Source organism: Pseudomonas brassicacearum subsp. neoaurantiaca (genome assembly GCF_013608025.1).
Taxonomy (GTDB): Bacteria; Pseudomonadota; Gammaproteobacteria; order Pseudomonadales; family Pseudomonadaceae; genus Aquipseudomonas.
In genome coordinates this window covers 98003-111208 of sequence record NZ_VDLV01000055.1, presented here as the reverse complement: position 1 = coordinate 111208, position 13206 = coordinate 98003, and the positions used below count along the sequence as shown (strand labels likewise).

At 63.9% G+C, this 13206-nt stretch carries 9 protein-coding genes and 1 riboswitch; of the genes, 2 read left to right on the top strand and 7 right to left on the bottom strand.

What is annotated here, in order from left to right; translation table 11 throughout:
* Positions 1–163: 163 nt before the first annotated feature.
* The 5 genes from FHK92_RS24575 to FHK92_RS24555 all read right to left on the bottom strand — a co-directional run bounded on the left by FHK92_RS24575 (position 164) and on the right by FHK92_RS24555 (position 8329).
* Positions 164–721 carry a vWA domain-containing protein gene (locus tag FHK92_RS24575; protein WP_181290404.1) on the bottom strand — a complete coding sequence of 186 codons (558 nt, stop codon included), beginning with the start codon at positions 719–721 and terminating at the stop codon, positions 164–166.
* Between the two features lie 101 nt (positions 722–822).
* A complete protein-coding gene (locus FHK92_RS24570; protein WP_181290403.1) occupies positions 823–1830 on the bottom strand; it encodes an ATP-binding protein in 1008 nt (335 codons plus the stop codon).
* Positions 1831–1945: 115 nt separating this feature from the next.
* Positions 1946–5719: a cobaltochelatase subunit CobN gene (gene cobN / locus FHK92_RS24565; protein WP_181290402.1), complete on the bottom strand. Its 3774-nt coding sequence runs from the start codon at positions 5717–5719 to the stop codon at positions 1946–1948.
* Positions 5720–5722: 3 nt separating this feature from the next.
* On the bottom strand, positions 5723–6787 hold the full coding sequence (cobW, locus tag FHK92_RS24560) for a cobalamin biosynthesis protein CobW (RefSeq protein WP_181290401.1): 1065 nt from the start codon (positions 6785–6787) through the stop codon (positions 5723–5725).
* Positions 6788–6882: 95 nt separating this feature from the next.
* A riboswitch (cobalamin riboswitch) is annotated at positions 6883–7113 on the bottom strand.
* Between the two features lie 79 nt (positions 7114–7192).
* Complete coding sequence (locus tag FHK92_RS24555) at positions 7193–8329, bottom strand: glycerate kinase (RefSeq protein ID WP_181290400.1); 1137 nt, start codon at positions 8327–8329, stop codon at positions 7193–7195.
* A gap of 246 nt (positions 8330–8575) precedes the next feature.
* Between FHK92_RS24555 and FHK92_RS24550 the strand changes: the two genes are divergently transcribed.
* Positions 8576–9589, top strand: a complete 1014-nt coding sequence (locus FHK92_RS24550; protein WP_181290399.1) for an aldo/keto reductase — start codon at positions 8576–8578, stop codon at positions 9587–9589.
* A gap of 79 nt (positions 9590–9668) precedes the next feature.
* Positions 9669–10553, top strand: coding sequence for an EamA family transporter RarD (gene rarD / locus FHK92_RS24545; RefSeq protein WP_181290398.1), 885 nt, complete (start codon positions 9669–9671; stop codon positions 10551–10553).
* A gap of 180 nt (positions 10554–10733) precedes the next feature.
* On the opposite strand, the gene hppD is transcribed toward rarD, so the two are convergent.
* Together hppD and FHK92_RS24535 are read right to left on the bottom strand one after the other, a co-directional pair.
* On the bottom strand, positions 10734–11810 hold the full coding sequence (gene hppD, locus FHK92_RS24540; RefSeq protein ID WP_181290397.1) for a 4-hydroxyphenylpyruvate dioxygenase: 1077 nt from the start codon (positions 11808–11810) through the stop codon (positions 10734–10736).
* Positions 11811–12060: 250 nt separating this feature from the next.
* Complete coding sequence (locus FHK92_RS24535) at positions 12061–13005, bottom strand: DMT family transporter (protein WP_181290396.1); 945 nt, start codon at positions 13003–13005, stop codon at positions 12061–12063.
* Positions 13006–13206: the final 201 nt, after the last annotated feature.

Sequence of the window (13206 nt, the reverse complement as noted above, 5' to 3'; positions counted from 1 at the left end):
AGTGATGCGGGTTGGGTGGGCAGAGCATTGAAACCACGGTGATGCCATCGCGAGCAAGCTCGCTCCCACAGGGAGCTGGGGTGTTCAGCAGTTATGTGTTCACAGCGAAACCCATGTGGGAGCGAGCTTGCTCGCGATAGGGCCCAGACAGCCACAGCACATTTCAAGTGCCTTCATCGATATGCCGATACTCAGCCCCCAACTGCCCCGCCAATTGCCGCGCCCGGCCCAGGCGAATCGGGCCGCGCTCGATGTCGATCAGCAGGCTGGGGCAATCGAGGGGCGGCAGGGGTTGGCCTTCCTTCACCCGGCCGTCGGTCATCAGCAGCACTCGCTGTCGCTCCGCCGGGAAGCGCTTGCGCCGGGCGGCCAGCCAGCGCTGCGCCTCGCCGATCGCCGCCAGCAAAGGCGTACCGCCGCCAGCACCCAGCGCGTCGAGCCAGTGGCCCAGGCCGGTGGAGGCTTTGAGGCCCTGCACTTGCCAGGTCGGTGCGGCGCCGCTGGCGGTCAACAACGCCAGCCGGGCGCGTTGCCGGTAGGCGTCGTCGAACAATTGCGCGAGCAGCCCCTTGCCGTCGCTCAAGGCCCGATGGCGACGGGTCGAGGCCGACGCATCGACGATCACCAGCCACAGCTCATGGGCCGAACGCTGCCGCCATTTGAAACGCAAGTCGGCCAGCAAGCGCGGACGTCCGCCGAGCAAGGAGCCCGGCCAGTCCACCAAGCCGCTGGCCGCCGCTTTGCTTCGTCCTTGGCGGCCCTGGTCGAGTCGCCCGGCGCGGGGTCTGGCATTCGCCCCCGCTGGCGAATGGGGGCGAATGCCTAGGGCTTTTTTGGCCAGCTCGGCACTTCACGCCGGGCGCCGGTCGGCAGTGCCCGAGGCGGCAGGTCGCCCCATTGGCCTTGGCCTTCGCCCGGCTGGCTGGCTTCATTCGGGTTCGAGGGCGGCGCCTGGGTGGGCGCCGGAGCCGGTGCGGTGTGGCCGCGGCGGCGATGACGCAAGGCAAACTCGGCAACGGCTTCGATGTCTTCCGCCGCGATGGCTTGCGCGCCACGCCACGCGGCATGGGCGCGGGCCGCGCGCAGCCAGACCAGGTCGGCGCGCACCCCGTCGACCCCGGCGGCAAAGCAACGCTCGGTGATCTGCCCCAGCGCCGTATCATCGAGGGGAATCAGGGCCAAGCCTGCCCGGGCCTGTTCGCAGCGTTCGCGCAACTGCTGCTGGGCGGGCTCCCACTCGGCGCAAAACGCCGCCGGATCGCTGTCGAAATCCAGTCGCCGACGGATGATCTGCCCGCGCTCGGCCGGGGCGGTATGGCCGTCCAGGGCCACGTTGAGGCCGAAGCGGTCGAGCAGTTGCGGACGCAGCTCGCCTTCTTCCGGGTTCATCGTGCCGATCAACACGAAGCGCGCCGGATGCCGGTGGGAAATGCCGTCGCGCTCGATCAGGTTGGTGCCGCTGGCGGCGACATCGAGCAGCAGATCCACCAGATGATCCGGCAGCAGGTTCACTTCATCGACGTACAACACGCCTCCGTCGGCCTTGGCCAGCACGCCGGGGGAAAACTGCGCGCGCCCTTCCCCCAACGCCGCGTCCAGGTCGAGGGTGCCCACCAGCCGTTCTTCGGTTGCGCCAAGCGGCAAGGTGACGAACTGGCCGCTGGCCAACAGATCCGCCAGGCCCCGGGCCAGGGTGGACTTGGCCATCCCGCGCGGGCCTTCGATCAGCACGCCGCCGATCTTCGGATCGATCGCCGCCAGGCACAGGGCCAGTTTCAGCGCATCGGCGCCGACCACCGCGGCGAGGGGGAAATGGGGGATGTCGGTCATCTTGTTCTCTCAAACTGTCCGGTGAGGTTCAGGCAACACAGTATTCCGTGGCGAGGGGATTTATCCCCTCGCCACAGATATATCCCATCACCATAGATATCTGTCTTGGCTAAAGTCAGCCATCTTCTTCAATGTCCAACAGCAGGTTTTCCAGCGCCTCGCGATAATCCCCCGGCTCCTGCCACATCCCGCGCTGCTGCGCTTCGAGCATTCGCTCGGTCATGTCCCGCAGGGCGTCGGGGTTGTGCTGGCGGACGAAATCGCGGGTGTGCGGATCGAGGAGATAGGCATCGGCCAGCAAGGCGTACTGGTGGTCGTCGATCAACTGGGTGGTGGCGTCGAAGGCGAACAGATTATCCACCGTCGCCGCCAGTTCGAACGCACCTTTGTGGCCGTGGCGCTTGACCCCGTCGATCCACTTCGGATTGGCCGCGCGGGAACGAATCACTCGGTTGAGCTCTTCCTTCAGCGTGCAGATCTTCGGCAGGTCCGGCTGGCTGTGATCGCCGTGATAACTGGCGGCGGCTTCGCCACTTAGGGTTTCCACGGCAGCGAGCATGCCGCCCTGGAACTGGTAGTAATCGTTGGAGTCGAGCAGGTCATGCTCGCGGTTATCCTGGTTCTGCAGCACCGCTTGTACCTGGCTCAGGCGCCGTGAGAATTGCGCCCTCGCCGCGGTGCCCTCGTCGCCCGCGCCATACGCATAGCCGCCCCAATTGAGATAGACCTCGGCGAGGTCTTCGCGGCTCTGCCAGAGCCGACCGTCAATCGCCCCTTGCACGCCTGCACCATAAGCGCCGGGCTTGGCGCCGAAGATCCGCCAGCCGGCCTGGCGCGCCGCGTCTTCCGGGAGCAAGCCCGATTGCAGCAGGGCTTCGCGCTCAGCGCGGACCTTGGCCGCCAGCGGGTTCAGGTCGTCGGGCTCATCCAAGGCGGCAACGGCCTGCACCGCCGCATCGAACAAGCGGATCAGGTTGGCGAAGGCGTCCCGGAAGAACCCCGACACCCGCAGCGTCACATCGACCCGAGGCCGGTCCAACAGGCTCAGCGGAAGAATCTCGAAATCATCCACGCGCTGGCTGCCCGTGGCCCACACCGGACGCACGCCCATCAGCGCCATGGCCTGGGCGATGTCGTCGCCGCCGGTGCGCATGGTGGCGGTGCCCCACACGGACAGGCCGAGCTGGCGCAGGTGATCGCCATGGTCTTGCAAGTGTCGTTCGAGAATCAGGTTCGCCGACTGGAAACCGATGCGCCACGCCGCCGTGGTCGGCAGGTTGCGCACATCGACGGAGAAGAAGTTGCGCCCGGTAGGCAGCACATCCAGGCGTCCGCGACTCGGCGCACCACTGGGGCCGGCCGGTACGAAACGCCCGCTCAACGCATCGAGCAAGCCGCGCATTTCCGCCGGGCCGCAGGCGTCCAGGCGCGGCGCGACAACGGAGCGCAGGTGCTCGATGATGCCGTGCACCGTCTCCCAACCCGGCGCGTCGAGCTGCCCGATGTCGCCGACCAAGGCTTGCTCGATCAATTGCCCAGCGAACAACTCCAGACGCTCGCGGGTGTCGCCAACGGTGCGCCAAGGCTCGTCGCTGACGTCGCGCAAAGCCTCGGGACGCTCGCCGATCCAAGGTTCGGCCAAGGCACAATCGAGCGGATCGAAACCCAGCCCGAACGCTTTAGCCAGCGCTCGCAGCAGGCTCGATTGGGCGCCCTTGCCGTCGCCACGGGGAATGCGCAACAGCGCCAGCAAGGTGTCGATGCGCAGCCGTCCGCCGGGCGATTCGCCAAAGATATGCAGGCCGTCGCGGATCTGCGACTCCTTCAAGTCGCACAGGTAAGTGTCCAGGCGCGGCAGCCAGATCGCCGCGTCGGCGTCGCTGTCGAGGGCGGCGTCGAGTTGCAGCTCGCGATCGATGTGCGTCTCGCGCACCAGGGCCAGGATGTCCCGTTGCAGTTCCCTGGCACGGCGCGGATCGAGCAGTTGCGCCTCGTAGTATTCGTCGGCCAACAACTCCAGGTTACGCAGCGGGCCGTAGGTTTCGGCGCGGGTCAGCGGCGGCATCAAGTGGTCGATGATCACCGCCTGGGTGCGACGCTTGGCCTGGGCGCCCTCGCCCGGGTCGTTGACGATGAACGGATAGATATTCGGCAGCGGCCCCAGCAGCGCATCCGGCCAGCAGCTTTCCGACAGCCCGACGCCCTTGCCCGGCAGCCATTCGAGATTGCCATGCTTGCCGACATGGATCACGCCGTGGGCGCCGTAGGTGTGGCGCAACCAGAAATAGAACGCCAGGTAGCCATGGGGCGGTACCAGGTCCGGGTCGTGGTACACCGCGCTCGGATCGACCTGGTAACCCCGCGCCGGCTGGATGCCGACGAACGTCAGCCCCAGGCGCAGGCCGGCGACCATCAAGCGGCCGTCGCGGAACATCGGGTCCTGTTCGGGCGCGCCCCAACGCGCCAGCACCGCTTGGCGATTGGCCTCGGGCAGCGCGTCGAACATTGCCTGATACACGTCCAGGGCCAGGCTTTGATGGCAGGGCCGCAAGTCGAGGCCGTCCAGGTCGTTAGTGACGCCGCCGAGCAATTGCTGGATCAACGCGGTGCCACTGGCCGGCAGCTCGGCGGACAGCGGATACCCTTCGGCCTGCATCGCCCGCAGGATATTCAACGCCGCCGCCGGCGTGTCCAGGCCAACCCCGTTGCCGATGCGCCCGTCCCGGGTCGGGTAGTTGGCAAGGATCAGCGCCACCCGTTTTTCGCCGTTGGGCAGCCGCGCCAGGGTGGTCCAGCGCCGGGCCAGGCCGGCGACAAAATCCATACGCTCGGGCACCGCCCGGTAGCAGACCACATCGCTCTGGCTGCGCTCGCTGCGCCAGGCCAGATCCTTGAAGCTGATCGGCCGGCTGATGATGCGCCCGTCGAGTTCCGGCAAGGCGATGTGCATCGCCAGGTCTCGCGGCCCGAGGCCTTGTTCGCTGGCGCGCCAGCCGGGTTCGTTGTCCTGGGCGCAGATTGCCTGGATCACCGGGATATTGCGGCGAAACGGCCGCAGGTGCGGTGCTTCCGGGCTGGATTGCGCGAAGCCGGTGGTATTGAGAATCACCCCCGCCTCTGCCTCGTCCAGCCAATTCTCCACCTGTGTCAGGCAGCCAGGTTCCTTGAGGCTCGCCACGGCGATCGGCAACGGATTGAGCCCCGCCGCTTGCAGGCGCTCGCAGAACACATCGATGAACGCCGTGTTGGCGGCTTGCAGGTGGGAGCGATAAAACAACAGCGCCGCCACCGGTTCGCCGGCCTGCCAGTCGGGTTGCCAATCGTTCAGGGTCGCGTTGTTTTTTTCCGGATGATAGATCGCCGTGCGCGCCAGGGGCTGGGGCTCGTCCCACGGATAATCGCGGCCAAACCATTGACTGGCGAGGTGACGGAACAGGTTCAGGGCGTTTTCCAACCCGCCCTGGCGAAGAAACTGCCAGAGCCGGTCGCGATCTTCGACAGGCACGTTGCTCAAGTCACTGAGCTCCGGATCCGGACGGTCGTCCCCCGGCACCAGGATCAGTTGCACACCGCGCCCGGCCAGCTCCATCAGCCGCTCGATGCCGTAGCGCCAATAGCCAATGCCACCGTGCAGCGACAGCAAGATGACCTTGGCGTGGCGCAGCACATCTTCGAAGTACAGATCCACCGAGGCGTGGTTCTGAATTTGCATCGGGTTGGCGAGACGGAACTGCGGATAATCGTCCGGCAACTGCCGCGCCGCTTCGGCCAACAGCGCCAGGCTGGAATCGCCGCTGCACAGGATCACCAGCTCGGCGGGGGTTTGCCCGAGGTCGGCAATGTTGTCATCCGACACGAAACCGCCGGGCTGGGTCCTGAGCAGGTGCATGGCTTAGGCGCTGAGGGCAGCGCGCAACTGCGCTTCGAGCAGCCCGGCGTCCAGCGCCTGGCCGATCAGCACCAGCCTCGTCACGCGTGCTTCGTCGGCGCCCCACTGGCGGTCGAAGTGCTTGTCGAAACGCGTGCCGACGCCTTGGATCAGCAGGCGCATCGGCTTGTTCGGGATGGCTGCGAAGCCCTTGACCCGCAGCACGTCGTGCTGGATCACCAGTTGCGTCAGCGCGTCGAGCAGCAGGCTTTCGTCAGCCTGGGGCAGTTCGATGGAAATCGAATCGAAGGCATCGTGATCGTGGTCGTCGTCATCGCCGTCATGGTGATGGTCGTGATGGCTGTGGCGGCTGTCGATGTGTTCTTCGGAACCGGCGCCCAGGCCGATCAGCACGTCCAGCGGCAGGCGACCGCTGCTGGCTTCGATGACCTTGACCGCTGGCGGCAGTTCCTCGGCGACTTCCAGGCGAACCTTGGCCAGGTCTTCGGGGTTGATCAGGTCGGCCTTGTTGAGGATCACCAGGTCGGCACTCGCCAGTTGATCGGCGAACAGCTCGTGCAGCGGCGATTCATGGTCCAGGTTCGGGTCCAGCTTGCGCTGGGCATCGACCTTGTCCGGGAACGCGGCGAAGGTGCCGGCGGCAACGGCCGGACTGTCGACCACGGTGATGACCGCATCGACGGTGCAGGCGCTGCGGATTTCCGGCCACTGGAAGGCCTGGACCAGCGGCTTGGGCAAGGCCAGGCCGGAGGTTTCGATGAGGATGTGATCGAGGTCGCCGCGACGGGCCACCAGTTCGCGCATCACCGGGAAGAATTCTTCCTGCACGGTGCAGCACAAGCAACCGTTAGCCAGTTCATAGACGCGGCCGTTGGCTTCTTCTTCGGTGCAACCGATGGAGCACTGCTTGAGGATCTCGCCGTCGATGCCCAGTTCGCCGAATTCATTGACGATGACCGCGATGCGCCGGCCTTGGGCGTTGTCGAGCATGTGCCGCAGCAAGGTGGTCTTACCCGAGCCGAGGAAACCGGTGACGATAGTGACGGGGAGTTTGGCCAGTGTTTTCATCGGATGCCCTTTGGCAAGGTGGCGGGCAAACGGGACGACAACCGCAGGCACGGGCGCGCGGAAGATTTCGCCACCGGATCACCCCGCCCGGTTGTAGTGAGAATCTTGTCGAGGCAGGTCTCCTGGCTGACGGTGGGCCAGCCAGGCTTCTGATGCAAAGCCTGGCTGACAGTGGCTGCGCCTTCCCGTGCGCCCGTTGTAACAGGGCATGCACAGTGGCATTGCAGAAACAGCACCGTTCACAGTTGCGGGGGCAGCCGCGGCTTGGACCGCGTTCCCTTCTTAGCTTCGGCGCGTGCCGAAGAACCTCGAAGGCGCAAGGCTACGCAGGGTGTGCGGGCGGGTCAATGTCCGAAGGCAATCTCCGATGACTGATGCGTCCTGGCAACCGACCGCAGGTGAAAATCAGCGGGCTGCCACTCGCCAGAGCCGGGCGATGTCCCTGGCCCGCTCGGCCAGCAGGCGCGGCGCATCGGTGCAGGCTTCTTGCAGGGTCATCGGCCCGTTTGCCAGGGCAAACGCGGCCTCGATACCGTGTTCATAAAGCGCTTCGTAGCCCTCCCCCAACGTACCGGCCAAGACCACCACCGGCACGCCGTGGCGCCGGGCGATGCGGGCGACGCCGAAAGGCGTCTTGCCGCGCAGGGTCTGGGCGTCGAAACGGCCTTCGCCGGTGATCACCAGGTCGGCACCGTTGATTGCATCGGCCAGGCCGGTCAACTGGGCGACGACTTCCACGCCGGTCCGAAACTGTGCCTGGAGAAACGCCTTGGCGGCGAAGCCCAGGCCGCCGGCCGCACCGCTGCCGGGTTCGTCGCGTACGTCGCGGTTCAACACCTGGGCGCAATGTTCGGCAAAATGCCCCAGGGCCCGGTCCAGTTGCTGCACCTGCTCGGCGGAGGCGCCTTTCTGCGGGCCGAACACAGCTGAAGCGCCATGGGGCCCGCAAAGCGGATTATCGACATCCGCAGCAATCTCAAATCGCACGCCGGCCAGGCGCGGATCCAGTTCGCTCAGGTTGATACGCGCCAGTTTGCCCAGGGCCAAGCCGCCGGGCGGCAGCGCCTGGCCCTGGCCATCAAGCAACGCCACGCCCAGGGCCTGCATCGCCCCGGCACCGCCATCGTTGGTGGCGCTGCCGCCGATCGCCAGGATGACTCGGCTAGCGCCTTCATCCAGGGCCGCGCGGATCAACTCACCGGTGCCATAGGTGCTGCTGGAACAGGCATCGCGCTGCCCCGGTGCTACCAGTTGCAGACCGCTGGCCTCAGCCATCTCGATGATCGCCGTGCGGCTTTGCGGCAGCCAGCCCCAACGAGCCTCGACGGCGGCTCCCAGCGGGCCGAGGACCCGGTTTTCACGCCACTGACCGTCGCAGGCCGCAAGCACCGCCTCCACTGTCCCCTCGCCTCCGTCAGCCATCGGACACTTGATCAACTGCGCATCCGGCCAGACCTGGGCCAACCCTCCTGCGATGGCGTCCGCCACGCCCTGGGCGCTGAGACTGTCCTTGAACGAGTCGGGGGCGATGACTATTTTCATTTTTGCTCTCCGGTTCCGATGCACAGCATTCTGCCAGCTGACCGCAACCGTGACGCCGGTCCGCCGCACAAAAGTCTTGGAGCATTATTGGTCAAATTCACAAAAATGGTGGTTTGGCGTTGCTGGCCTCTTCGCGAGCAGGCTCGCTCCCACAGTTGATTGGGGGTGTTTGGGTAAATCTGTTTGATCCTCGCGGCTGTTCTGGGGTTTGATTGAGCCTTTCCCCATGGATGAAAGGATCTTGTCATGAGCTACCGCACGCTAGGCCAATCCGGGTTGCAAGTCTCGACGTTGACCCTGGGAACCATGATGTTCGGCGAACAGACCAGCACCGAAGATTCGCTGCGGATCATCGACAAGGCCTGGGACCAGGGCATCAATTTCATCGACACCGCCGACGTCTACACCGGCGGTCGCTCCGAAGAAATCGTCGGCGAGGCGATTGCCAGCCGCCGCCACGAGTGGGTGCTCGCCACCAAGGTCGGTTTCGGCCCGCCGGACGGCGTGCCCAACCGCAGCGGCCTGAGCCGCAAGCATCTGTTCAATGGCATCGAGGCCAGCCTGACGCGCCTGGGCACCGATTACCTGGACATTTATTACCTGCACCGCGAAGACCACAACACCCCGCTGCACGTCACCGTATCGGCCATCGGCGACCTGATTCGCCAGGGCAAGATCCGCTACTGGGGCCTGTCGAACTATCGTGGCTGGCGCATCGCCGAAGTGATCCGGATCGCCGACAGCCTGGGCATTGACCGCCCGGTGATCAGCCAACCGTTGTACAACATCGTCAACCGCCAGGCGGAAACCGAGCAGATCACCGCGGCGCAAAATTATGGCCTTGGCGTGGTGCCGTTCAGCCCCCTGGCTCGCGGCGTACTCAGTGGAAAATACGCGCCAGACGTCGCACCGGACGCCAACAGTCGTGCCGGACGCCAGGACAAGCGCATCCTGGAAACCGAATGGAGGGTCGAATCCCTGCGCATCGCCCAGCAGATCCTGGAATACACCCAAGGCCGGGGCGTGGGCATCGTCGAGTTCGCCATCGCCTGGGTGTTGAACAACAATGCCGTGACCTCGGCCATCGTCGGGCCGCGCACCGAGGAGCAATGGGATTCGTACACCAAGGCGCAGGCGGTGAAAATCACCGCGGAAGATGAAGCGTTCATCGATTCGCTGGTGACGCCTGGGCATGCCTCGACGCCGGGGTTCAACGATGTCGGCCATTTCGTGCCGGGACGCGTGCCGCGTACGTCGTAACTTTCATGAATATCACCGTGGCGAGGGAGCAAGCTCCTCGCCGCGGGGACTCAGGCTTATCCAATAACAAGAGGCATCCGTGTCCAAAGGCATCGCTCTATCGGTCTCGGCATCCGCCCTGTTCGCCGTCATGTATTACTACACCTCGCTGCTCACGCCACTGACCGGCCTGGAGATTTTTGGTTGGCGCATGTTGCTGACGATGCCGTGCATGACGGCGTTCATGTTGATCGCCCGTGAGTGGAAACTCGTCTCGGATCTTGTCGCCCGCCTGGTCGCCACGCCGCGCTTGCTGCTCGGGGCAATGGCGTCATCGGCGTTGATGGGCGCGCAGTTGTGGCTGTTCATGTGGGCGCCGCTCAACGGCTACAGCCTGGACGTGTCGCTGGGCTATTTCCTGCTGCCGCTGTCGATGGTTCTGACCGGACGTATCGTCTATGGCGAGCGGCTCTCGCGCTTGCAAAAGGTCGCGGTGTTTTTCGCCACCCTTGGCGTGCTCAACGAGCTTTACCAGGTGGGTGGTTTTTCCTGGGCGACGTTGTTGGTGGTGGTGGGCTATCCCATCTATTTCATCCTGCGCAAACGCCTGCGCACCGACAACCTGGGCGGGCTCTGGATGGACATGACATTGATGCTGCCATTGGCACTCTGGTTCGTGCAGAGCGGTGAACAGGGCTTCGGTGTTTTCGATCAGTATCCGTGGCTGTCGCTGTTGATCCCGATTCTCGGTGTCATCAGTGCGTCGGCACTGGTGTCCTACATCGTCGCCAGCCGACTGCTGCCATTCAGCCTGTTCGGGTTGTTGAGCTATGTAGAACCCGTGTTGCTGCTGGGTGTTGCGCTGTTGCTGGGGGAAAGTATCAAGGCCGAAGAATGGCTGACCTACATTCCCATCTGGATGGCCGTGGCGGTATTGGTGTTCGAAGGGTTTAAGCACTTGGTACGGCAGCGGCGCCGGACTTAACGTCACCGCCAGACCCTGTGGGAGCGAGCCTGCTCGCGAAAGCGGCGTGTCAGGCGCCATTGATGTTGACTGAAACGACGCCTTCGCGAGCAGGCTCGCTCCCACATTGGGGACTGCGTCGGGCAACAAAAAGCCCGCCCGGCATCACTGCCGGGCGGGCTTTTTCATGATGCCTGGGTGTTACTCGGTAGCGAGCACACCACGACGCACCTGGTCGCGCTCGATCGACTCGAACAACGCCTTGAAGTTGCCCTCGCCGAAGCCGTCGTCACCCTTGCGCTGGATGAACTCGAAGAACACGGGTCCCATCAGGGTTTCCGAGAAAATCTGCAGCAGCAGTCGCTTGTCATCCGGGTTGGACGAGCCGTCCAGCAAGATGCCGCGAGATTGCAATTCATCGACAGGTTCACCGTGGTTCGGCAGGCGGCCTTCGAGCATTTCATAGTAGGTGTCCGGCGGCGCGGTCATGAAGCGCATGCCGATTTTCTTCAACTGGTCCCAGGTCTTGACCAGGTCGTCGGTGAGGAATGCCACGTGCTGGATGCCTTCGCCGTTGAACTGCATCAGGAACTCTTCGATCTGGCCGGCGCCCTTGGACGATTCTTCGTTCAACGGGATGCGGATCATGCCGTCCGGAGCGGTCATCGCCTTGGAAGTCAGGCCGGTGTATTCGCCCTTGATGTCGAAGTAGCGGATCTCGCGGAAGTTGAACAGCTTCTCGTAGAAATTCGCCCAGTACGCCATGCGTCCGCGATACACGTTGTGGGTCAGGTGATCGATGATTTTCAGACCTGCGCCCACCGGGTTGCGGTCCACGCCCTCGATAAACACGAAGTCGATGTCGTAGATCGAGCTGCCTTCGCCGAAACGGTCGATCAAATACAACGGCGCGCCGCCGATGCCTTTGATGGCCGGCAGGTTCAGCTCCATCGGACCGGTCTCGATGTGGATCGGCTGGGCGCCAAGCTCGAGGGCGCGCTTGTAGGCCAATTGCGAGTCCTTGACCCGGAACGCCATGCCGCACACCGACGGGCCGTGCTCGGCGGCGAAGTAGGACGCCACGCTATGGGGCTCATTGTTGAGGATCAGGTTGATCGCACCCTGGCGATACAGGTGCACATCCTTGGAGCGGTGGGTGGCCACTTTGGTGAAGCCCATGATCTCGAAGATCGGCTCCAGGGTGTTGGGCGTAGGTGACGCGAATTCGATGAATTCAAAGCCCATCAGGCCCATCGGGTTTTCGTATAGATCTGCCATGTCGGCGCCTCATCATGCTTATCAATTAACAGGAAACGTTAGTTGCCAGTCATGCTGAGGGCACGGGGCGGCGCGCAGGAGATGCCACGAACGCTGCGGGCGAGGAAATCGCCATAGATCAGTTGAAACCCAAGTATCTTCATTGTCGACCCAAGGCTTTTGCGGGCGAGGCTTCTGCTGCCAGAAGACGTTATTCTTATATGCGTAAATCGATTCTACACAGCGTAACCGGATTTGTCCGCCTTCCGTATCAAATCGTTTTTTGCGCCGACTGTGCAACGGGTTTGTTGCAAAGAAAAATGCCCGCCAGAATCACGCCACCGCCGACGCACATCAGGGCCGTGAGCCGTTCGTCCAGCAACAACGCCCCCAGCAGCACGGCTGTGAGCGGATTGAGTGCGATGAATACGCCGGAACGGGTCGCGCCAATCCGGCGAATACCGTCATACCAGGCGATGTAGGCCAGGGCCGAGCCCAGCACGCCGAGGTACAGCAGGCTCAGCCATTGCCTGATGTCCAGCGCGGTCAACGCCTCGAAGCGAACCTCACCCACCGTCGCGCAGGCCGCCCACAACATCAGCGAGCCCAACAGGATCGACCAGGTGACCGTCTGCAGGGGGCCGAGGCTCTCATTCAGGCTCCGGGAGAACAGCGAATAAATGCCCCACCCCAGTACGCAGCCGAAGATCAGCAAGTCGCCGGTCCAGCCCTGCCCGGTTGCGTGCAACAAGGAAGGATCACGACTGACGATCACCAGCCCCGCCCCGCCGATGCACAGCGCGATGCCAGTGATTTTCAAGCGTCCCAACCGCTCCTTGAACAGCCACCAGGACGCCAACCCGATCACGGCCGGATTCAATGCCACGATCAGCGAGGCGCGTGACGCGCTGATGTGTTGCAAACCATAAAAGAAGCACAGGTTGTAGAAGAAGATACCGAAGAACCCCAGCACCGCCAGTTGTACCCCCTGCTTCAGGCTGGGCCTGGCCAGGGGAATGCCGGCCAGGCCGAGAAACGCCAACAGCGCGACACTTGCCAGCAGGAACCGCAGGCTGGCGGCGAACAGGGGCGTCAGGGCATCGGAAAGGATCCGTCCGGCCACGAAAGTCCCGCCCCAGATCATCGTGACCATGGCGAGTTTCAGATAGACCGGGAGGTCTGAGGGGATTGGGACGGTTTGTTCGAAGGGTTTCATGGTTTCACCACGTTGAAATAGAACGAATTACCTGTGGCGAGGGAGCTTGCTCCCGCTGGTCTGCGAAGCAGTCCTCTCATTTACCAGCAACGGGCCCGCTGCGCGGTCCAGCGGGAGCAAGCTCCCTCGCCACAGAAAAGCGCCAGGGCCAAAGTTCCGTGTACGGTTGGGATGCCGTATTGTTCGCCTCATATTCGATCA

Bases quoted from the DNA above. Each gene is read 5' to 3' on its own strand.
- cobN (WP_181290402.1), bottom strand. From the start codon at position 5,719: ATGCACCTGCTCAGGACCCAGCCCGGCGGTTTCGTGTCGGATGACAAC.
- FHK92_RS24550 (WP_181290399.1), top strand. From the start codon at position 8,576: ATGAGCTACCGCACGCTAGGCCAATCCGGGTTGCAAGTCTCGACGTTG.
- FHK92_RS24570 (WP_181290403.1), bottom strand. From the start codon at position 1,830: ATGACCGACATCCCCCATTTCCCCCTCGCCGCGGTGGTCGGCGCCGAT.
- FHK92_RS24535 (WP_181290396.1), bottom strand. From the start codon at position 13,005: ATGAAACCCTTCGAACAAACCGTCCCAATCCCCTCAGACCTCCCGGTC.
- hppD (WP_181290397.1), bottom strand. From the start codon at position 11,810: ATGGCAGATCTATACGAAAACCCGATGGGCCTGATGGGCTTTGAATTC.
- FHK92_RS24555 (WP_181290400.1), bottom strand. From the start codon at position 8,329: ATGAAAATAGTCATCGCCCCCGACTCGTTCAAGGACAGTCTCAGCGCC.
- cobW (WP_181290401.1), bottom strand. From the start codon at position 6,787: ATGAAAACACTGGCCAAACTCCCCGTCACTATCGTCACCGGTTTCCTC.